Raw genomic sequence first — 21,632 nt, 5'->3', positions numbered from 1 at the left:
CGAAGACTTTGCCTAAGTAGAGGTGAGACTAATCAATATGCAATGTATATGCCTACAGCCTTTGATGGATAATAGCCACAAGCATATACCAACACACAGTAACTTAAGCTTCTGCCTTGGCTGGATGCGCTTGATTAGCTGCAGCAGCCAATTCAACGAAACTAGCATCCGTTTCGGCTAAACGTGTGAACTTCGCGGCAAACCACGGCGCGTCGTACCAGCCGACATTGACGCTGTGTTTCACATCGTCCCACAAAGAAAAAAACCAGCGCCGCGCCGCATAACCTTCCGCGAGTGGACATTGCTCGATATAGGTTTCCAGCAAGCGCCATTGCGGATACGCATCGGCCAAATGGAAAATATCTTGTTCACGATGGCGAAACGCGACATCGCACGGATCAATTGCAGACGTTGGGAAGCCGGTATCCACGTCATACAAGAAATTACACGCGTGTGGATCGTCATGACAGAGTGATGATGGGCCAGAAATCGGCGCTAAAAATCGCTCGCGTTCGTCCCATAATTGGGCATACGCAGCTCGTAATTCCGGTGAAAAAGGTGAGTTGCTCGATTTAATAAATTCATGCAAAGGTCGCACCCAAGATTCAAATGCAGGTAAAAACTCGTTTGTGAACGAACCATCGGCATGTTCAAAACCACGCGCATCACTCACGGCATGCCATGCCAACATCTGCTCAACAATCTGTTGTGCCGTTTGCGCCGGATTCGGCAGTGGGTCTGGCAACTCCCAAGCTGGCACGCCCGATAAACGTGGCATTAATAAAGTATCCAAATCGCCCTGCTCACTCGCAACAAGGCCATGAAACAGAATCTCAGGCATCGGCAATACGCTATGCGGCCGCAAACGATTTAATGCTTGTACTTCACTCGCTAGTCGACCAGCTTGCCGCGAAAACTTCACCACATACTCGCCCTGCTCACTGGAGATAAAGACCACATGCCCATAAAAGCTCGGTACCTCGCCTGTCACCGTGACATTTTTTAGTCCAACTTGAGCCGCTAAGGCCAAGGCTGGCTCGCGATAGTGTGAAGTTTCCATAGTGAGGAGTCTCAAGAAGTTGGGTTTAGGGTATATTACTCGATTGCCTTGCGCGCCCACAATTTCAATCCTGAATTCAAGCCTGACTTTGTCGGCATCGTTTTGCCGTGCTCCAGCACTGTCGGCGACTCGCCTTCGCGTCATCTTTGATTCAGAACCGAAATATCAGGGCTGTGCGGCTTTAATGAGACCGAATATGTACCGTGCGACCGAACAAACCGATATCCCGATGATCCGCATCCGCGGAGCCCGTACGCATAATTTAAAAAACGTCAATTTAGACTTGCCGCGCGGCAAACTAATTGTGATTACTGGGCTATCTGGCTCGGGTAAATCATCGTTGGCGTTTGATACTTTGTATGCCGAAGGTCAACGACGTTACGTTGAATCGCTATCGGCCTACGCACGGCAATTTTTGCAATTAATGGAAAAGCCCGATGTGGATTTGATCGAAGGCCTCTCGCCAGCAATCTCCATCGAGCAAAAAGCCACTAGCCACAATCCACGCTCGACGGTAGGTACCGTCACCGAAATTCACGATTATCTTCGCCTCTTATTTGCTCGCGTCGGCACGCCGTTTTGCCCTGAGCATAATCAAGCGTTAGAGAGCCAAACGGTCAGCCAGATGGTCGATCATGTGTTGGCACTACCCGAAGACACCAAGCTGATGATTTTAGCGCCGGTGATTATGGGCAAAAAAGGCGAAAATGCTGATCTGCTCGATGATTTACGCGCGCAAGGCTTTGTCCGTGTTCGCATTGACGGCGAGGTGTTTGAACTCGATGAAACACCGAAACTCGATAAAAACAAAAAGCACACCATTGATGTGGTGATCGACCGCCTGAAAGTCCACGCCGATATTCAGCAGCGCTTGGCAGAAAGTTTTGAAACCGCGCTGCGCCACGCCGAAGGCCGTGCGATAGCGGTGGAAATGGAAAGCGGTAAAGAACATTGGTTCTCGGCTAAATTTGCCTGTCCAGTGTGTAGCTACAGCTTGCCCGAACTCGAGCCGCGTTTGTTCTCGTTTAATAACCCGATGGGTGCTTGCCCATCTTGTGATGGTCTCGGTCACCGCACGTTTTTTGACCCACGCCGCGTCGTGGCGCATCCCGATTTGAGCTTGGCGGCAGGTGCAGTCAAAGGATGGGATAAGCGCAATCAGTTTTATTTCCAAATGCTGATGAGCATCGCCGAGCATTATGGTTTTGATATTAATGCATCGTGGAATGAGCTAACAGAAGAAGTGCAAAACGCGATTTTGTATGGCTCTGGCTTTGATGAGATCGCCTTTATGTACACCAACGAGCGTGGTCATAAAGTAGAACGCGTGCATTCGTTTGAAGGGATTATTCCGAATTTAGAGCGCCGCTACAAAGAAACCGACTCGATGGCGGTGCGCGAAGAACTCGCCAAATATCAAAATAATCAAGTTTGCCCTAGCTGTGAAGGCGCGCGTTTGCGCCTTGAAGCGCGTCACGTAAAAGTTGGGGGTATCAATCTGCACGCCATATCTAAAATGGCCTTGCGAGATACACTGCAGTTTTTTAAAGAATTAAAACTGGAAGGCGCCAAAGCGCAGATTGCTGAAAAAATCGTCAAAGAAGTCGGCGAGCGTTTGGGCTTTTTGGTCAATGTTGGACTCGATTATCTCTGCCTTGAGCGCAGCGCCGATACGCTGTCAGGTGGCGAAGCGCAGCGGATTCGCTTGGCGAGCCAAATTGGTTCTGGCCTGACGGGCGTCATGTATGTGCTGGACGAGCCTTCGATTGGTCTGCACCAACGCGACAATGACCGTCTGATCGGCACGCTGATTCATCTGCGCGATTTAGACAACACGGTGATTGTCGTCGAGCACGACGAAGACGCGATGCGCGCAGCCGACTGGTTGATCGATATGGGCCCGGGCGCAGGCGTTCACGGCGGCGAAGTGATTGCCTACGGTTTACCCGAAGATGTGTTTAATAACCCCAACTCGATTACCGGCCAATTTATGACCGGCAAACGCAAAATCCATATGCCCGAACAGCGCCGTGTACCAACGGAAGACCGCTGGTTGCAAATCAAGGGCGCGAGTGGCAATAACTTGAAAGATGTGACGCTCGATTTGCCGCTCGGCATGATGGTCTGCATTACGGGTGTATCGGGCTCAGGCAAATCAACGCTGATTAACGACACGCTCTACGCCATTGCGGCGAGAGAACTCAACGGCGCGGGGATTGAATCGTCACCGTACAAAGAAGTCAGCGGACTGCAGCATTTAGATAAAGTCATCAACGTCGATCAATCGCCAATTGGCCGCACGCCGCGCTCGAATCCCGCCACCTACACGGGTCTCTTTACGCCGATTCGTGAGCTGTTTTCTGGCGTACCGATGGCGCGTGAACGCGGCTATGGGCCGGGGCGTTTCTCGTTCAACGTGAAAGGCGGCCGCTGTGAAGCCTGTCAGGGCGATGGCGTATTGAAAGTAGAAATGCATTTCTTGCCCGATGTGTATGTGCCCTGCGATGTGTGCCACAGTAAACGCTACAACCGCGAAACACTGGAAGTGCTCTACAAAGGCAAAAATATTACCGAAGTGCTGGAAATGACGGTTGAAAATGCGCTGGAATTTTTCAGTGCCGTACCGACTGTGGCGCGCAAATTGCAAACGTTGATGGACGTTGGTTTGGGCTATATCCGCCTTGGTCAAAGCGCGACCACACTATCCGGCGGTGAAGCACAGCGCGTGAAATTAGCGCTGGAATTGTCGAAACGCGATACCGGCCGCACGTTGTATATCTTGGACGAGCCAACCACTGGTCTGCATTTCCACGATATCGACTTGCTGCTGACCGTCGTGCAACGCCTAGCAGGTCACGGCAATTCGGTGGTGGTGATTGAGCACAATTTAGACGTGATTAAAACTGCAGATTGGATCATCGATTTGGGCCCAGAAGGCGGCGCAGGTGGTGGTCAGATTATTGCGACTGGCACGCCAGAAGACGTTGCAAGAAATCCAGCCAGTCATACTGGGTATTACCTTGCGCGTAGCCTTGGAATTAAGCCTGAAAGCAATACCAAGTAGAAAAAAATTTTCAAATTACGTATTGATGGTTTTAAGTGCCTGCGGTGTGGCGTTGCTTAGCCGCTTGCTGCTTAGCAAAGCCCACACCCTTAGGGTGCACATTGTTTTACAGTCGCAATCAGCGACGAGAACTCACTTTTCTTGCTTCGCCAAGAAAAGTAAGCAAAAGAAGGCGACCCGGGCGCGCATCGGTCCTCGATCTGTCGTGAGCCAAACGATGAACCAGTTTGTCTCTCTCCTTCACTCGGTGCGCTTAGACGGGAAGTTAAGCCTCAGCTCAACGAGCGTGGCACAGCATCAACACCAAAGCTGAACATCGCCTAGCAAAAGCGTAAAAGCGTCTAAATAAAAATGGCCAGTCAATTGACTGGCCGTTTTTTCATCTATTCAATCGCTGCAATTAGCGTGGCTTGGTTTCGCCCGCTTTCACAATTTTCAAGCAATTCGTACCGCCCCCCATACCGACCACATCGCCAAAAGTAAACGCAATCATATCGCCAACTCGCACGATGCCGCGCTTGAGCATTTCAACTTCAGCACGAACCAAGAGTGATTCACGATCGGTATTATCGTGCGACAGCATCACAGGCTCTACATCTCGGAATAATGAAAGGCGGTTATACGTTTCCGCTTCTGGCGTCAGCGCATAAATTGGCACGCCCGAAATCACGCGCGACATCCACAAGGCTGATGAGCCCGATTGCGTCAACGCGGCAATCACTTTGACATTCAAATGATTCGACGCAAACAGCGCGGCCATCGAGATGGTTTGATCGATACGGGTATATTCACCATCGAGCAGCGCTGCATTGCATACCGCGTAGTCCTGTGATTTTTCGGCCTCCACGCAGACGCGCGCCATCGACTCAACGGTTTCCACCGGATATTGCCCTGATGCCGTTTCGGCTGACAGCATCACCGCATCGGTACCATCAAGCACAGCATTGGCAACGTCAGACACTTCGGCCCTTGTTGGCACGGGGCTAGAAATCATTGACTCCATCATTTGCGTTGCTGTGATGGTCAATTTATTCATGCGACGCGCCGCTTTGATCATGCGTTTTTGCAGCGCTGGCACAGCGGCATCACCCACTTCCACCGCCAAATCACCCCGCGCTACCATAATGCCATCGGTGGCAGTCAGGATGTCTTCCAGATTGGTAATCGCCTCAGTGCGTTCGATTTTCGCAATCAACAAGGCTTTGCTACCCGCCGCTTTGAGCAAGGTGCGCGCCATATACATGTCGGCGCTGCTTTTTGGGAATGATACGGCGACATAATCGGCGTGCAATTTAGCAGCGACTTTGATGTCTTCCATGTCTTTGCCAGTCAGCGCTGGCGCGGTGAGGCCGCCGCCTTGACGGTTAATGCCTTTATTATTCGATAAAATACCGCCCACCAATACGGTAGTGAATACTTTAGCGCCTTCAACGCGATCAACCTGCAATTTCACCTTGCCATCATCAAGCAGCAAAATCACACCTGATTCCACATCATTCGGCAATTCTTTGTAATCCAAACCAACGGTATTTTGATTGCCTAGAGCGCATTCGGCATCAAGCACAAACTTCGCGCCATTTTTGAGTTCAATTTTGTTCTTTTCAAATTTACCAACACGAATTTTTGGCCCTTGCAAATCCACCATAATCGCAATCGGGCGATTCATTTTTTTGGCGATTTCGCGCACCAAGGCGGCCCGATCAATATGGTCTTGCGCGGTGCCGTGTGAAAAATTCAAGCGCACCATATTCACACCGGCTTGCAGCAATCGCTCTAAAGTTGCAACATCATTAGATGAAGGACCTAAAGTAGCGACGATTTTTGTACTTCGATTCATACAGTTCTCCTGAGCAAGGTGCGAAGGGCACATTCGACGATAGCGTAAAGACTAAAGTAATTCAGTTACCATCACGTTGACAAATGTCATTCTGATGCAAGCTACAAAACTACAACGTATTAAACAAAGATTATGAATCAAACCAAGTAATGCACCGTCCTTGCTGTTCGACACAGCGCCCATGCGGTACAATCTCGCCCGTTGTGTCCTCGTAGTACAACGGATAGTACAAGTGCCTCCTAAGCGCTAGATACAGGTTCGATTCCTGTCGGGGACACCACAGCAAAAAGCCCCATTACTGGGGCTTTGTTGTTTGTGATCTGAATAGCCTTAATGTCGACCAAGACGGCTATTAAACTCATCGGATAATTTCTGCTCCATTTGGCCTTCTTTACGCAATTCAGCTTGATTATGCCGATCGCGTAGCGCTTCAAAGGCTTTCACCTTTTTTTCACATTCTTGCCATTCATTTTTTCGACGCTCATATTCCTGCGCTAAGCGCTCGACTTCAAAATTTTGCTGGTTCGCAGCACCATCGAGCTTGGCTAAAAAGAGCTGAAAATCACGCCATTGGCCAATCGACATGCCGGTTTGTGCGCTATTGGCCAGCCGCGCACGGTATTCGTTACGAAAACCGTCCACCTGCTCTAATTTGCTGCGCGCCAACAACCATGCTGCTTGTGCAGCTTGCATCAAGCGTGAAGCATCTTCGCGCCGATCAACCGAAAGCTGTAGTAAAAACGCAAAGCGAAACTTGGCCACGAGAATTACACCCCTTACATCCCGAACAATTGGGCGAGCTTCATTCTAGCGCCCTCGTAGCTTTCTTGCTCGTGAATGGCTTGCTGTAAAAAAGCTTCAAAGCCGGGGTGGCGACGAATCGCTTCATCAAGGACGGGATCCGAGCCCGGCACATACGCACCAACGCTAATTAAATCTCGGCTACGCTGATAACGGGCATAGAGGTATTTGAATTTACGAACCAGATCAAATTCTTGCGGGCTAATAATGTCGTGCATGACGCGCGAAATTGATGCTTCAATATCAATCGCGGGATAGTGCCCCGACTCAGCTAATTGACGCGACAGCACAAAGTGACCATCTAAAATCGCCCGAGCATTATCGGCAATTGGATCTTGCTGATCGTCGCCTTCCGAGAGCACCGTATAAAACGCGGTAATCGAGCCGCCACCTTCACGACCATTGCCAGCACGCTCAACCAGTTGTGGTAAACGGGCAAACACCGAGGGTGGATAACCTTTGGTTGCCGGTGGCTCGCCAATCGCCAACGCGATTTCACGCTGCGCCATTGCATAGCGCGTCAACGAATCCATAATCAGCAGTACATTTTGCCCTTGATCGCGGAAATATTCGGCAATACTGGTCGCATAGGCTGCGCCGTAAAGTCGTAGCAAGGGCGGCGTATCGGCAGGGGCAGCGACGACGACACTGCGGGCGCGGCCTTCGTCACCGAGAATATTCTCGATAAAGTCTTTCACCTCCCGGCCCCGCTCGCCAATCAAACCGACCACGACCACATCGGCTTTGGTGTAGCGCGCCATCATGCCCAGCAACACCGATTTACCCACGCCCGAGCCAGCAAATAAACCCAAGCGCTGACCACGCCCCACCGTGAGCATGGAATTAATCGCGCGCACGCCCACATCCATGACGTGCTTCACGGGCTCTCGATCCATCGGATTATAGGGGCGGGCAAATAAAGGCTGATAGCCGTCAAAATCAAGTGGGCCTTTACCATCAAGCGGACGACCAAGGCCATCCAAAATACGATTGAGCAATCCCCAACCCACCGGAACTTGCCGGCCATGATCTTCCATTCGCCGCTGCTCTGCACGGGGTTGACCGTATACAGGCTCCCATGCAGAAAAATCTTCATGCGGCACGACGGCAGCACCGGGCTCAACGCCGTAGACTTCAGCAATCGGCATCAAAAACAGCCTTGCCTCTTGAAAGCCAACGACGACGGCTTCGACAGGATGACCGCTCGGCGTCATCACATTGCACGAAGCGCCAATCGGTAAGCGTAAGCCAACCGCTTCGAGCACCATGCCGGAGACGCGTGTTAAGCGCCCACGCGGAAGCCAAGGCCGCACCGCGTTGACGGCCAAACCACAGTCTTTTAAATACGATTGAATGAGATTAATCGGCTGCGTCATTTTCTGCTGCAGATGGCGTACTCATCACAGAAGGCAAATCAACTTCTGCTGCGACAGTTGAATGCGCCTCCATTGTGGCAACATCAGGGTATTTACCCCAAGCCAAATCAGGATGATGGCTACGTTTCAATACCTTCAGAATATTTTCCCAGCGAGACGCCAAGGTATAGCTCAATTGCGTCGCTGGTGTTTCGATTTTGCAACTCCCACTGGCCATATTCGCATCTGGCAAAATACGCCACACATCATCGGGCAACTCCATCTGCAAGGCAGATTGCAGCAAATCTAAGTCTTCAGGCGATAGATACAAACGAGATGGATTGGTCGGCGTAGGCATCACGGCCAAAGCATCACGAATGGGGGCTAGCAATTGGCGAGGCTGGCTTTGCAGTTCATCACAAATCATCTGCCGCGCCACCAGCAAGCCCAAATCCAATACGGATTCGGCCAATTGAGTTTCTGCCGCTTGTAAATTGTCGGTCACGCTGGCAATCAGACGTTGCAATTGCAAAACCTCAGCTTCCGCCGCCAAACGCCCCGCCTCCAAACCCGCTTGAAAACCTTCATCATGGGCTTGCTGCTGAATGGCTTCAATTTCTTCGGCGGTAGGATAGTTCATCGCTGGCTCAGGCGGCAAAGCCTCTGCCGCGACCTGCTCATCCTCAGCAACAAAATTTGCTTCGGGTTGGGAAACTGGTGCTTCAGCACCAGCGTCACTTGCCTCAATGTTAGAAGGAGGAATGACAGCTTCCGCAACTGCGGCGGGAGTATCCAATAGTGAATTAAATTGCCAGCGCTGAAATGCAGATAGCTCTTCGCGCGGAATCACGCGACGATGGGATCCAGACATGATATTCCTTAATCAACTAGACCCTCGCCACCGCCACCACCAAGAACAATTTGTCCTTCATCGGCCAGACGACGTACGATTTTGAGAATTTCTTTTTGTTCGCCTTCAACTTCAGACAATTTAACTGGACCTTTAGCTTCCAAGTCTTCGCGCAGCATTTCTGCTGCCCGCTGCGACATATTTTTGAAGATTTTTTCACGCAGGGCTTGGCTCGTGCCTTTCAAGGCAATAATCAAAGAGTCAGACTGAATTTCACGCATCAATAACTGGATGCCGCGATCGTCAATATCCAAAATATTATCAAAGGTAAACATCTTATCTTGAATTTTTTGTGCCAACTCAGGATCGTACTCGCGGATATTAGCGACAGCAGACGTCTCAACGGCACTACCCATAAAGTTGAGCATATCGGCAGCCATTTGCACGCCACCCATCGCGCTTTTCTTAAGCTTATCGGAGCCAGACAAAAGCTGAGTCAACACATCGTTCAGCTCTTTCAATGCGGCAGGCTGCACGCCTTCTAACGTGGCAATCCGTAGCAGCACATCGTTGCGAAGTCGCTCTACAAAATGCCCCATAATTTCAGACGATTGATCTGGCTCTAAATGCACCATGATCGTCGCAATAATCTGCGGGTGTTCATTTTTAATCAATTCGGCCACGGCAATCGAGTCCATCCATTTGAGCGACTCAATGCCATTATTGTCATTGCCTTGCAAGATACGATCGAGCAAGTTAGCCGCTTTATCAGTACCCAGCGCCTTAGTCAGAACGGATCGAATGTATTCGTCGGCAGCACCCAAATTAGCGCGGTTTTGCGTGGAGGCAATAAAATCGCCCAACACCTTATCCATATCCTCGCGCTTCACCGCATTCATATTGGCCATCGCAAAGCCCAGTTTTTGCACCTCTTTCGGCCCCAAAAACTTAAAGACTTCGACGGCGCAATCTTCGCCCAAGGACATCAAAAGCAAAGCCCCGCGATTGACGCCTTCTTCATTCAAACTGGCAGCCATACGGACCTCGCTCAGGATATTTTATTTGGATCGGCTTTGTCATCAGAGGCATTGGCCATCCACTCGCGCAGAATCGTTGCCACCATCCGAGGGTCATTTTTCGCCAACTCTTTGGCTTGCTGTAACAAGTCAGCAAAAGCAGACATTTTCTGCTGGTCTTCTTCGCTTTCTGACTTGGACCCAGAATCGGCAGAGAAATGGTCACCCACTGGCATCTCTCCCAAATCAAGCTCCATGGTACGCGCGTCTTCACGTGAGCGCGTAATATCTTTCATCAACGGACGTACGATAAAGAAGAGTAAATAGAATACCGCAACCAGAATCACAAACGCTTTCAGCACATCGGGGCCATTGCTTTGCACATAGCTGAGCGCGCGATCTTGCAATGGTTTTTCTTCCAATGGCATCGATTCGGCAAAAGCCGCATTCACCACATTGACCGAATCACCACGCTCTTTGTTAAAGCCAATAGCTTCACGAACCAAATTGTTAATTTGCGTCATTTCAGCGGGCGTAAACGGAACATAGGATAATTTGCCATCTTTATCTTTGCCTGCCTTGTAGTTCAATACCACCGCTGCGGATAGACGCTTTACATTACCCACTGATTGGCGAACATGCTGAATGGTTTTATCGACCTCGAAGTTAGTTGTGCCTTCTTTGCGTAAGTTGGTCGCTGCTGTAGCGACAACGCCACTTGCTGCTGATGCAACAGGCGCAGTAATCGGCGCTGTCGCAGCACCCGGCGGCTGATTCGACAACGCCCCCGGCACCCCCATTGCAGCATCCTCTGAGGAGCGGCCACTTTGCTCTAAAGACTGCTGGCTACGAATTGCCGCTGCGTTGGGAGGAGAATTGGGTTTGAAGGTTTCCGACGTCTGCTCAACTTCAGAAAAATCAATTTGTGCCGTCACTTCGGCGCGAACATTCCCTTTACCGACAATCGGTGCCAAAATAGTTTCTAGGCGCTCAACAAAGCCACGCTCAACCAGATTGACATACTGTAATTGCCGCTGATCTAACGTACCTTTATTCATTAAATCCGCTGAGCGAGAAAGTAAATTACCATCTTGATCAACAACGGTTACGTTGCTAACAGGCAAGCCTGGAATACTCGATGAAACCAAATGAATAATGCCGGCGATTTGACCACCATCGAGCGTACGCCCTGGATGTAAAGTCAAAACAATCGATGCCGATGGTTTCTGCTGATCACGCAAAAAAACCGTTTGCTTTGGCGTTGCTAAATGAACACGGGCTTTTTCTACTGAAGAGATACTCTCAATCGAGCGCACCAATTCACCTTCAACAGCGCGCTGATAATTAACTTGCTCAGCAAATTGAGAAACACCAAACTTTTGATTATCAATCAACTCAAAGCCAGTATTAGCGGCTTTTGGCAGGCCTTGAGCGGCCAACTTCAAACGGATATCATAAATTTTATCGGCAGGAACTGAAATGGTGCCCGCATCAAGTTTGTACGGGATTTTGAGTTGCTCTAAAGACTGTACAACGGCGCCGCCGTCTTTATCTGGCAAATTGGAAAATAAAATTCGATAAGCCGGTTCACGTGACCACAGTAATGATCCAACCACGGCTGCGATAATCACCGCCACCATCACCATCGCGATCATTTTTCGGGCAGCAGGCATCTCGTTGAAGCGCTCACGCAGCCCACCGATATTTCCTGCTCTAACTATGGTGTTATCTGTCGCGACGCCCGCTTCTGCCATACCTTACCGATTTTCAAGGTCTCAGGTTTATACCTGCATACTCATAACTTCTTGATAGGCAGTAACAAGCTTATTGCGCACTTGAACCATAGTTTGAAAACTCAAACTGGCTTTTTGCAATGAAACCATCACATCTTGTAAATTAGCCTCAGGATCACCAGACTGAAAAGCCACTTGTTTGGCTTGTGCGTCTTGCGAAACTTGGTTCACTTGATCGATGGATTGTTTAAGTAACTCTGCAAAATCAGGGCCGCCCGACACTGCTGCCGGATTATTGACTGACTGGCCTGAGGCCAGCGCAGACATCGACCTTAATTCGCCGAGAACCTGATCAATTCCTTGCACGCTCATAACTACCTATCCTTCTTGGCAAAATTGTAGGGGTGCATGGCGGCGGCGGCAAGCAAATCCTGCACCATGTGGCATCAAATTGTTAAATTACCGTCTTGTTCACGATATTGAGCTAGTTTATAGCGCAAAGTTCGCTCACTCATACCCAATTTCTCCGCCGCAGCCTTCCGAACCCCATTCGTCGACTTCAGCGCATCTAAGATCATGTTTTTTTCCATGTCTTTGATGTTGGCAGTAACAGGCTTCGTTTCTGCTGCATCATCCAGCGCCATATCGGCGGCAATATTTGCCGACACGACAGGCAAATACAAATGCTCAGCGGCAATTTCATCCCCTGGCGCCAAGATCAATGCACGCTGAATCACATTGTCTAGCTCACGGATATTGCCGAACCATTCATAATGCTTCAGTGCTTGCTCCGCTTCATGAGAGAACACGGGTAAGCGCCGTTGGTATGCTACTGAATAACGAGAAAGCATAGATCGTGCCAAAGGCAAAATATCTTCTTGCCGTTCTCGCAGCGCGGGGATTCTGAGTGGAAATACATTCAAGCGATAAAACAAATCTTCACGGAATCGGCCTTCTTTCACCTCGATCGCCAAATCTCGATTGCTCGTTGCCAGCACACGAATATTTAAAGCGATGGGCTTCACTCCCCCGACCCGCTCTAATTCTCGTTCTTGTAATACACGCAACAGTTTAGCTTGCAAGGGCAAAGGCATTTCAGTCACTTCATCCAGCAACAAAGTGCCACCCTGCGCCTGTTCAAACTTACCGACATGCTGCGTTGCTGCGCCAGTAAATGAGCCTTTCTCATGACCAAACAAGGTTGACTCAAGCAGTTGCTCGGGAATGGCTGCGCAATTAATCGCGACAAAAGGCTTGCTAGCGCGTGGACTATGGCGATGAATGTAGCGCGCCATAACTTCTTTACCGACACCCGACTCACCAGTGAGCATGATGGATGCATCAGCCATCGCGGCACGGCGAGCAATATCCATCAACTGCTTCATGATCGGAGCTTCTGCCAGTACTTCGTCCAAGCCCAAATCGGGAAGAACGTACTTCTCAACCTGCGTTAGCAATAAATCGGGTTCAAAAGGCTTAGGCAAGTAATGGCATGCACCTGCATGCAGTGCGGAAACCGCTTTATCGATCACGCCATAAGCTGTCATCAACATCACGGGGAGCCATGGATAGTGCTGCTTAATCTCATACAAGAGTGTATTGCCATCCATCGGCTGCATTTGCACGTCAGATATCACCATACCCACGCGATGCGTTTCCAATAACAACAAAGCTTCAGATCCATCTTCTGCAGCAATCACTTGATAGCCACCCAATTCAAGCGTATCCACGAGGGCTTCGCGCAGAGCATCATCATCTTCAACAATTAAAACAGGTAAAGCCATGTATTCCTTTAAATCCTCAATGCTCGGCCACCATTGGCGGCCAACCAAGCCAATACTTTTTGCGTCATATCTTTCAGGGGAACCACTTCATTAGCCCCACCTTGCGCAATTGCTTCTTTCGGCATACCAAACACCACGCAGCTTGCTTCATCTTGCGCAAAATTATAAGCACCAGCCTGCCTCATTTCCAACATGCCCGCTGCACCATCTTTGCCCATGCCGGTCAGAATAACCCCTACCGCATTTCGCCCAGCCACATTCGCGGCCGAACGAAATAGCACATCCACTGATGGTCGATGACGATTAACAGGTGGCGCTTGAGACAATTGGCAAACATAATTTGCCCCAGATACACCCAGCACCAGATGTGAGTGCCCTGGAGCAATATAAGCGTGCCCAGGCAGAACGCGCTCACCATGCTCTGCTTCTTTAACCGTAATTCGACACAAAGAATCCAAACGATTGGCAAACGACTTAGTAAACATTTCCGGCATATGCTGTGCGATTAAAATTGCTGGCGCATCCGGGGGCATTGGCAATAAAAATTCTTTTAACGCTTCTGTGCCACCAGTCGATGCACCGACAATAATTAATTTTTCTGACTTCATGAGCGGGCGAACCGATTTTGGCAACACCGCATCAGCAGAATGACTCGGTGAAGCGACATGCTCTTTAGCCAAAGCTCGCACCTTTGCCTTAGAGGCCATACGAATTTTTTCTCGTATCTCATCCGCATAATTCTGAATACCTTGCGCAATATCGAGCTTAGGCTTTGGAATAATGTCGACCGCCCCCAACTCTAAAGCACGTAAAGCAACTTCTGAACCATGCTCTGTAAGCGATGAAATCATTAAGACGGGCGTCGGCTTTAAGCGCATTAAACGCGACAAGAAATCCAAGCCATCCATTTTGGGCATTTCAACATCCAGCGTAATCACGTCTGGATTGAGCTCTCGAATCATTTCCCGCGCAATAATCGGATCCGGCGCGGCTGCAATACACTCCATGTCTGGCGCAGTATCAATAACTTCTTTTAATAAACTCCGCATCAAAGCGGAATCATCAACGACAATCACTCTAATTTTTGGCACGATTGAAACTCCTCGGCAGTCAAATTATGAAAACAACTCCACATCGCCACCGTCTTTCATATGCGTTAAACGAGCACCGTAGCTCTTTTCTCGTTCAACAATCGTATTGTTATGCACTGCCTTCAATTTTCGAATTAAAACCCGTCCTGTTTGCGGGAAAAAGTACACTTTACGTGGATAAATATCGAGCAAATCTTGCGCAACAATCGGGATGCGCTCCAAGGACAAGAAGCTTTTTACAAATTCGGCATTTTGTAAGCCTACATTAGAAACAGTAAATCCGCGCAAAACATTACCTCCGCCAAAGACTTTGGCTTCTAAACGTGTTTTTTTTGCGCCTTGTTTCAACAATTGATTTATTAATACCTCCATGGCGTAAGTGCCATAACGCGTCGACAAACCGTTCACTGTTGCCATATCCTCTGTCGACTCGGGCAGCATAAAATGATTCATGCCGCCAATACCGGATACTGGATCACGAATGCATGCGGCGACACACGAACCCAGTACAGTCACCAACAGCATGTCTCGACCTGTAACGTAATACTCCCCTGGTAGTATTTTAGCCGCCTCAGTGTCGAAATTTCGATCAAAATACAGCGTTGGGGCAAGCACCTCTTCATAGTCTTTGACCGACATTATCGCCCTCCCCACTCATGAATCGCACGTTCTGTGAGGCGGTAAGTGGTTTTACCACAAGAGGTATAGTACTCAGACAAAAAATGCAGGTTTTCGGAATGTCCCACATACAAATGGCCATCGGGTTTGAGTAGGCGCCCCATTTTTTGCAGAATGATTTTTTGTGTGGCCTGATCAAAATAAATCATCACATTGCGGCAGAAAATCGCGTCAAAACGCCCATCTAAGGGCCACTTTGCATCTAATAAATTAATCTGCTGAAAATGTAACAACTCACGCAATGCTTTTTTTGCGCGAACTTTTCCGGCATTTGCATCCTTCCCTTTGAGAAAAAATCCTCGCTTTCGCTCTAAGGACAACTTTTCTAACTTATCCAAGGCATAGACACCCTTGGCTCCGATTGCCAAAACTTGGGTATCTAAATCAGAAGCAATAATCTCTACGTTCGGTTTGGCGACTTGGTAGGCTTCGATCGCGGTCATCGCCAATGAATAAGGTTCCTCGCCAGTGGATGCCGCAGCACACCAGACACGGAAAGGCCGCGAACTACTCTCCTGCATTTGAGCGGCCAGCATGTCAAAATGATAAGCTTCGCGAAAAAATGAGGTGAGATTAGTCGTCAACGCATTCGTAAACTGCTGCCATTCTTCTGAATTTGGATTTTGCTCTAATAGCCGCAAATACTCGGCAAAGGAATTCATACTTAAGGCCCGCAAACGTCGCGCCAATCGGCTGTAGACCATCTGCTGCTTGCTATCATTTAAGCGGATCCCTGCCCGCTGATAAATCAGTTGCACGACCTTATTAAAATCCGCACTACCATAGCTAAATTCATGTTCATTACTCACAACTGGATTTGAAGCCATGACGCACCCCATGGTATACGGCCATAGCCGTTATTAATTAATGCATACAATGACATACATATCAAAAAAAGGGGCTTGCAGCCCCTTTGGTTTAACAAGGCACCACAGGGACTGGCTTAAAACTCCTCCCAATCACCATCATCCGAACCGAGCTTCGGAATTGAACGCCCAGCAGGTGCTTGCTTTGCCGGTGGACGCGAAGCGCCCAACTTTGGAGCTGCGACACGCGCCACCGCCGAACGGCTCACTTGCTGCCCAGCCACCAATTTAAAGATGCCCACAGTTTGCGTTAAGTTGTTGGCTTGATCTTCCAAACTTTCCGCAGCGGCAGCGGCCTCTTCAACCAACGCCGCATTCTGTTGGGTATTTTCATCCATTGTCGTGATGGCTTGATTTACTTGCTCAATCCCTGCGCTTTGCTCACTGGATGCAGCAGAGATCTCACTCATGATGTCCGTCACGCGTCGCACTGCGCCGACGACATCCTGCATCGTATTACCGGCTTGATCGACTAATTTCGAGCCGGCCTCGACTTTAAGCACTGAATCACCAATCAAAGTCTTAATCTCTTTGGCGGCACCCGCTGAGCGTTGCGCCAAATTACGCACCTCAGAAGCAACCACAGCAAAACCACGCCCTTGTTCACCAGCGCGCGCGGCCTCCACTGCGGCATTCAATGCCAGAATATTGGTTTGGAAAGCAATACCGTCAATCACCGAAATAATATCGACAATTTTCTTCGCCGAATCATTGATATCCGCCATCGTCGAAACCACTTGCCCTACGACATCGCCACCTTTCACCGCGATATCGGATGCACCGATGGCCAGTTGATTCGCTTGTCGCGCATTTTCGGCATTTTGTTTCACGGTACTGGTGAGTTCTTCCATGCTGGAGGCGGTTTCTTCCAAGCTGGCCGCTTGTTGCTCGGTACGGCTAGATAGATTGCTATTACCCGCGGCGATTTCTTGCGAGGCGACATTAATCGTGCTCGCGGCCTCTTTAATATTGGTGACGATTTCAGCCAAACGCGCCGTTGTGGTGTTGCAGTCGTCTTTCAGTTGCCCCAGCAAACCACGATAATCAGCAGTAATTTGTTGCGTTAAATCACCTTGCGCCAAGGCACCTAATACTCGAGCAACGTCGTTTAAACCAGCTTCATTCGATGCCACGAGTTGATTCATGCCCTCGGCCAACTTCAGCATAAAGCCTTCTTTACCCGTCGGATCGACCCGCTTAGTAAAGTCGCCATTCACTGCGGCATCGACCAAACTACCGACCTCACCTTCAACCGCAACTTCTTGCGTACGATCAACCCACTCCACCACAGAGCCTAGTCGTTTCCCTTCCTTGGAAAATACGGGGCTAGCGATCAATAGGAAAGTCTTACCAGCAACCGTAATTTGACTGCGATATGCGCTAGTTAAATTTGCCAGCAAACTTGATTGATGACTTGGATTTTTATGGAAGCCATCAATATTCGTACCAATCAATTTACTCACATCAAAATGCGGCAATACTTTGCGCAAATCGTTTTGAACACCAGACAACATACTGGTTACGGCTTTATTCATATACACAATCACGCGGTTTTCATCGGCCAACATCACATTCGTTGATGTGGATTCCAGCGCACCCAGAATACGAGCGTTTTCATCGGCGAGTTGTTTTTCGCGCAATTCAGCCGCCAATGCTTCGGTGCGATCCAACCATTCAACCACATAGCCTTCACGGCCATTTTTTTCATTCATCACCGGATTAACAATCAAGGCAAAAGTACGCCCGCCAACCACAATACTGGCGCGATGCTCTGTCGTAAGACGATCAAGCATGCCGCGTTGATGCGCTGGGTTTTTGTGGAAACCATCGATATTGGCACCAATGATATTGCGCGCGCTAAATTGCGGTAGGTCTTTACGGATATCCGCTTCGGCCGTCGCTAACAAGCGATCCACAGCCCGATTACAGTAAATAATATTCCGTTCGGCATCGGCAATCATCACGCTGGTTGAAACTGAATCCAACGCGATTTTGATACGAACATTCTCTGATGCTGTTTTGGCATTGGCACGAAGTTTGAGTTGCAGGGTATTCACTTGTGCCAACATGCTACCGTTATCTCCAGCAGCTAATTGCACATCTTGGCTCAAATCACCCGCCGCCATCCGCTCAATCACCGACTGCAAAGTTTCCAACTCACCACCTAATTGTTGACGAACACGGCGCAGCAACAACACTGCAATCACCACCGCCAATAACAGACCTAAGCCCGCCGCGAATAGAATGGTGGTCTGCGTGCCTTGTGACGATTCAACCAATGTTTTTGCACGAGAAATCGCCTGTTCTTGCTCTAGTTTATTCAAGGCCAGAATTTCATCTCGGTAGGTATTGAAGCTATCTCGCAACTCGCCCATGACAAATAAACGCGCTCCAGCCACATCGCCCGCATCAAACAGCGCCTTAAACTTTGTTTGTGCGCCAACAAAAATGGCTCGTTTTTCCGAAATTACGGCTAGGTCTTTTAATGCAGCCTCATCATTAGCTTGCTTAGCCGTTGCTTCAATCTTTTCTAAAATTCCTTTAATTGTTGATCTAGAAGCCATTACACGCTCCCATTCTTCTGCCGATTTGCTTTTATCTTCAGCAGTAGCAAAGCCAATGATTTGCATATTACGTAAAGAACGGGCGATGGTATTGGCTTCGTTAATCAGTAGTTGGCCATCAATAACCAGCGGTAAGGTTTCACCCGATAAGTGCTCCATATCTGCTTTGGTACGACTGCTGGCGCTATAAGCCACCGCGGCTAAAATCACCAGCATAGCGACAATAGCTGCAATACCGAATGACAAACGACGACTAAATGTTAAATTATTCATGGGTCATTCTCCTTTAAGCCGCAACAGCTTCAACTAACGCCATATCGGCGCTGGTCATTAGTTTTTCGATATCCACTAAAATAATCATTCGATCTTCAACCGTACCCAATCCTAAAATATAAGCTGTATCGAGCGCAGATCCGAATTCAGGAGCAGCGCGGAGTTGATCCGTGGCTAAAGTCATCACATCCGACACCCCATCTACTACTATTCCCATAGTGCGCTGAGAAACATTAATAATAATTACAACAGTAAATTGATCGTAAACAACATTCCCCAAACTGAACTTAATTCGCAAATCAACAATCGGCACAATATTGCCACGCAGATTAATAACGCCCTTAATAAAATTTGGTGCATTCGCAATGCCAGTTACGGCATCATAACCACGAATCTCTTGTACTTTAAGAATATCAATGCCGTATTCTTCTTTTCCCAATGCAAAAACCAGCAATTCACGATTGGCATCATCATCTTTCATTAAAGCATCCATGATATTTCCTCCTTATGCAGCAACAGGTATTAAATTCGGGGGAGAAATTTGCTGCGCCATTTGCACTAAAGCCGCAACATCGAGAATAAATGCAACATGGCCATCACCCATAATGGTCGCACCTGCTACGCCTGGAACTCGGCGATAATTGGTTTCAAGATTTTTAACAACGACTTGATGCTGGCCCAATAAATTATCGACAAACAAAGCGATCTTCTGCCCTTCTGCTTCCAAAATAATGGCAATCCCTTCTTCAAATGAGTTGACTTTTGATGGCAAGTTAAAAATTTCATACAGTGCAATTAATGGCAAATATTCTCCACGTACATTAATGACATTGCCACGCCCAGCCATGCCTTTAATATCAATCACACGCGGCTGCAGCGATTCAATAATAAATGTGAGTGGAATAATATAAAGCTCATCGGATGCCGCAATCGACATACCATCCAAAATGGCTAAAGTCAGCGGCAAGCGAACACTGATCGTTGAACCAACTCCCGCCATAGATTGAATTTCTACGCGTCCGCCCATAGATTGGATATTTTTGCGCACCACATCCATCCCTACCCCACGCCCAGAAACATCCGTCACTTCGGCCGCGGTCGAGAATCCAGCCTCAAAAATTAGCATCCACACTTCGGAATCGGGCATTGAATCACTAACATTAAAGCCCCGCTCTTTGGCTTTGGCTAATATTCGTTCACGATTAAGACCAGCGCCATCATCACTCACCTCAATGACAATATTGCCGCCTTGATGAAAGGCTTTGAGCGTGAGATTCCCTTGGGCTGGTTTGCCTTTCGCTAGGCGAACCTCGGGGGTTTCAAGCCCATGATCGAGGCTATTGCGAACCAAATGCGTCATTGGATCGGATAGCTTTTCGATAAAGCCCTTATCCAACTCTGTGTTTTCACCAATCATGCGCAGTTCAACTTGCTTATTGAGTTTGCCCGCCAAGTCGCGAACTAGGCGAGGATAACGATTAAACACAAAAGAGATCGGCATCATCCGAATTGACATGACTGACTCTTGTAACTCGCGGGTGTTGCGTTCCAGTTGCGCCACTCCTGAAAGTAGTTTTTCATGCAAAACGGGGTCAAGCTGCAGCGCGTTTTGCGCCAGCATCGACTGCGTAATGACGAGCTCGCCCACTAAGTTGAGTAGCTGATCAACTTTTTCTACGCTAACCCGAATTGAGGTATCACTCTTATCGCCAGCAGGGGCTCTATCAGCAGCGACTCGATCACCACTGCGTCGATTTAATTCAGAGACTAATGTAACGGCCACCTCAGCCTGTGGTACGACCGTCTCTCGAATCGGCAATGACTCAGCAGGCACAAAGAAACCAAATCCCTCCCCCTCCACCAGCGCATCTTTTTTGACAGGGAGTGGCTCAAAAAAACCATAGCCATCATTCGTGGTTTCTTCAGGCTTAGTGATTTGCTCAAAGAAACCATAGGCTTCATCAGCAGACGTGGATTCCGATTTTTCCGCTGGCGTAAATAAACCATAGCCAGCATCTGACTCCTCACCCTCAGAGATAGAAATTCGCTCTGGGTTGATTAAAAACGATATTGAATCAAGAATGCTGGCACTCATTTGAGTGGAGTCGATGCGAAATCGCCATGGTCGTGCATTGTCGCCGTGCTCATAGTCGATAATTTCACCATGACTGGTTAACTCACGCAGCAGGGCGGCCATATCAAATTCATCGCCAGCCGCAATTTCAATTGAAATGCGTTCATTAGAAGATGCTGGATTATCTTCATTTGAAAATTGGGCTAATTCTCGGGTGACTTGCACGATGGCTTCCGCGTCCGCATCGCCTTGACCGCGATGAGCTGCCAACATGTCTTGGAGTACATCACCCGTTCGCAAGAACACATCTACCATCTCTGGACGCAATACAGTTTCATGCTTGCGAATTCGATCGAGTAGATTTTCAAGAATATGTGTTACTTCGGTTAAATCACTAAACCCAAATGTTGCCGCACCGCCCTTAATCGAATGCGCGGCACGAAAAATGGCGTTGAGTTCTTCAGCGTCTGGATTTGCGACATTCAATTTAAGCAACAAGGCCTCAAGACTTGCCAAATGCTCTGCTGCTTCATCAAAGAACACAGCAATAAACTGGCTCATATCAATTGTCATAGCCAACTCCTTA

General features: G+C 48.7%; 16 protein-coding genes and 1 tRNA gene. 2 read left to right on the top strand and 15 right to left on the bottom strand.

The window, feature by feature from the left end; translation table 11 throughout:
- Positions 1-103 precede the first annotated feature (103 nt).
- Positions 104-1,204, bottom strand: coding sequence for a phosphotransferase (locus tag K4H28_RS01330; protein ID WP_221006480.1), 1,101 nt, complete (start codon positions 1,202-1,204; stop codon positions 104-106).
- Positions 1,205-1,256: 52 nt separating this feature from the next.
- Here K4H28_RS01330 and uvrA point away from each other — a divergent pair, with 52 nt between their 5' ends.
- A complete protein-coding gene (uvrA, locus tag K4H28_RS01325) occupies positions 1,257-4,124 on the top strand; it encodes an excinuclease ABC subunit UvrA (protein ID WP_221006479.1) in 2,868 nt (955 codons plus the stop codon).
- A 400-nt stretch (positions 4,125-4,524) separates the two neighbouring features.
- Here the strand turns inward: uvrA and pyk are convergent, their stop codons facing one another.
- Positions 4,525-5,961 (bottom strand): pyruvate kinase, encoded by a 1,437-nt coding sequence (gene pyk, locus K4H28_RS01320; RefSeq protein WP_221006478.1) that lies wholly within the window; start codon positions 5,959-5,961, stop codon positions 4,525-4,527.
- 205 nt (positions 5,962-6,166) lie between these two features.
- Here pyk and K4H28_RS01315 point away from each other — a divergent pair.
- Positions 6,167-6,241 (top strand) — tRNA-Arg (locus K4H28_RS01315).
- Between the two features lie 50 nt (positions 6,242-6,291).
- Here K4H28_RS01315 and fliJ read toward each other — a convergent pair.
- The 13 genes from fliJ to K4H28_RS01250 form a co-directional block, all read right to left on the bottom strand.
- Positions 6,292-6,723, bottom strand: a complete 432-nt coding sequence (gene fliJ / locus K4H28_RS01310) for a flagellar export protein FliJ (protein ID WP_221006477.1) — start codon at positions 6,721-6,723, stop codon at positions 6,292-6,294.
- Between the two features lie 14 nt (positions 6,724-6,737).
- Positions 6,738-8,138: a flagellar protein export ATPase FliI gene (gene fliI / locus K4H28_RS01305; RefSeq protein ID WP_221006476.1), complete on the bottom strand. Its 1,401-nt coding sequence runs from the start codon at positions 8,136-8,138 to the stop codon at positions 6,738-6,740.
- Positions 8,122-8,988, bottom strand: coding sequence for a FliH/SctL family protein (locus K4H28_RS01300; RefSeq protein ID WP_221006475.1), 867 nt, complete (start codon positions 8,986-8,988; stop codon positions 8,122-8,124). Before K4H28_RS01300 ends, fliI begins: the two co-directional genes overlap by 17 nt.
- A gap of 8 nt (positions 8,989-8,996) precedes the next feature.
- Entirely contained in the window at positions 8,997-10,004 is a 1,008-nt protein-coding gene (gene fliG, locus K4H28_RS01295) for a flagellar motor switch protein FliG (protein ID WP_255573578.1), read from the bottom strand.
- A gap of 11 nt (positions 10,005-10,015) precedes the next feature.
- Positions 10,016-11,737 carry a flagellar basal-body MS-ring/collar protein FliF gene (gene fliF / locus K4H28_RS01290; RefSeq protein ID WP_221006474.1) on the bottom strand — a complete coding sequence of 574 codons (1,722 nt, stop codon included), beginning with the start codon at positions 11,735-11,737 and terminating at the stop codon, positions 10,016-10,018.
- 27 nt (positions 11,738-11,764) lie between these two features.
- Positions 11,765-12,088: a flagellar hook-basal body complex protein FliE gene (gene fliE, locus K4H28_RS01285; protein ID WP_221006473.1), complete on the bottom strand. Its 324-nt coding sequence runs from the start codon at positions 12,086-12,088 to the stop codon at positions 11,765-11,767.
- A 74-nt stretch (positions 12,089-12,162) separates the two neighbouring features.
- Positions 12,163-13,500, bottom strand: a complete 1,338-nt coding sequence (locus tag K4H28_RS01280; protein ID WP_221006472.1) for a sigma-54-dependent transcriptional regulator — start codon at positions 13,498-13,500, stop codon at positions 12,163-12,165.
- A gap of 8 nt (positions 13,501-13,508) precedes the next feature.
- On the bottom strand, positions 13,509-14,591 hold the full coding sequence (locus K4H28_RS01275; protein WP_221006471.1) for a protein-glutamate methylesterase/protein-glutamine glutaminase: 1,083 nt from the start codon (positions 14,589-14,591) through the stop codon (positions 13,509-13,511).
- Positions 14,592-14,615: 24 nt separating this feature from the next.
- Positions 14,616-15,230 (bottom strand): chemoreceptor glutamine deamidase CheD, encoded by a 615-nt coding sequence (gene cheD, locus K4H28_RS01270; RefSeq protein WP_221006470.1) that lies wholly within the window; start codon positions 15,228-15,230, stop codon positions 14,616-14,618.
- Positions 15,230-16,096, bottom strand: a complete 867-nt coding sequence (locus K4H28_RS01265) for a CheR family methyltransferase (protein WP_221006469.1) — start codon at positions 16,094-16,096, stop codon at positions 15,230-15,232. Before K4H28_RS01265 ends, cheD begins: the two co-directional genes overlap by 1 nt.
- A gap of 116 nt (positions 16,097-16,212) precedes the next feature.
- Positions 16,213-18,972 carry a methyl-accepting chemotaxis protein gene (locus K4H28_RS16880; protein ID WP_221006468.1) on the bottom strand — a complete coding sequence of 920 codons (2,760 nt, stop codon included), beginning with the start codon at positions 18,970-18,972 and terminating at the stop codon, positions 16,213-16,215.
- 13 nt (positions 18,973-18,985) lie between these two features.
- A complete protein-coding gene (locus K4H28_RS01255) occupies positions 18,986-19,465 on the bottom strand; it encodes a chemotaxis protein CheW (protein WP_221006467.1) in 480 nt (159 codons plus the stop codon).
- 12 nt (positions 19,466-19,477) lie between these two features.
- Positions 19,478-21,619: a chemotaxis protein CheW gene (locus tag K4H28_RS01250; RefSeq protein ID WP_221006466.1), complete on the bottom strand. Its 2,142-nt coding sequence runs from the start codon at positions 21,617-21,619 to the stop codon at positions 19,478-19,480.
- Positions 21,620-21,632 lie beyond the last annotated feature (13 nt).

This window comes from Deefgea tanakiae, assembly GCF_019665765.1.
GTDB lineage: Bacteria > Pseudomonadota > Gammaproteobacteria > Burkholderiales > Chitinibacteraceae > Deefgea > Deefgea tanakiae.
The sequence above is the reverse complement of the archived record's forward strand: the minus strand, read 5'-3'. Positions and strand labels throughout refer to the sequence as shown.

Bases quoted from the DNA above. Each gene is read 5' to 3' on its own strand.
- K4H28_RS01330 (WP_221006480.1), bottom strand. From the start codon at position 1,204: ATGACGCGAAGGCGAGTCGCCGACAGTGCTGGAGCACGGCAAAACGAT.
- uvrA (WP_221006479.1), top strand. From the start codon at position 1,257: ATGTACCGTGCGACCGAACAAACCGATATCCCGATGATCCGCATCCGC.
- pyk (WP_221006478.1), bottom strand. From the start codon at position 5,961: ATGAATCGAAGTACAAAAATCGTCGCTACTTTAGGTCCTTCATCTAAT.
- fliI (WP_221006476.1), bottom strand. From the start codon at position 8,138: ATGACGCAGCCGATTAATCTCATTCAATCGTATTTAAAAGACTGTGGT.
- K4H28_RS01300 (WP_221006475.1), bottom strand. From the start codon at position 8,988: ATGTCTGGATCCCATCGTCGCGTGATTCCGCGCGAAGAGCTATCTGCA.
- fliG (WP_255573578.1), bottom strand. From the start codon at position 10,004: ATGGCTGCCAGTTTGAATGAAGAAGGCGTCAATCGCGGGGCTTTGCTT.
- fliF (WP_221006474.1), bottom strand. From the start codon at position 11,737: ATGGCAGAAGCGGGCGTCGCGACAGATAACACCATAGTTAGAGCAGGA.
- fliE (WP_221006473.1), bottom strand. From the start codon at position 12,088: ATGAGCGTGCAAGGAATTGATCAGGTTCTCGGCGAATTAAGGTCGATG.
- K4H28_RS01280 (WP_221006472.1), bottom strand. From the start codon at position 13,500: ATGGCTTTACCTGTTTTAATTGTTGAAGATGATGATGCTCTGCGCGAA.
- cheD (WP_221006470.1), bottom strand. From the start codon at position 15,230: ATGTCGGTCAAAGACTATGAAGAGGTGCTTGCCCCAACGCTGTATTTT.
- K4H28_RS01265 (WP_221006469.1), bottom strand. From the start codon at position 16,096: ATGGCTTCAAATCCAGTTGTGAGTAATGAACATGAATTTAGCTATGGT.
- K4H28_RS16880 (WP_221006468.1), bottom strand. From the start codon at position 18,972: ATGAATAATTTAACATTTAGTCGTCGTTTGTCATTCGGTATTGCAGCT.
- K4H28_RS01255 (WP_221006467.1), bottom strand. From the start codon at position 19,465: ATGGATGCTTTAATGAAAGATGATGATGCCAATCGTGAATTGCTGGTT.
- K4H28_RS01250 (WP_221006466.1), bottom strand. From the start codon at position 21,619: ATGACAATTGATATGAGCCAGTTTATTGCTGTGTTCTTTGATGAAGCA.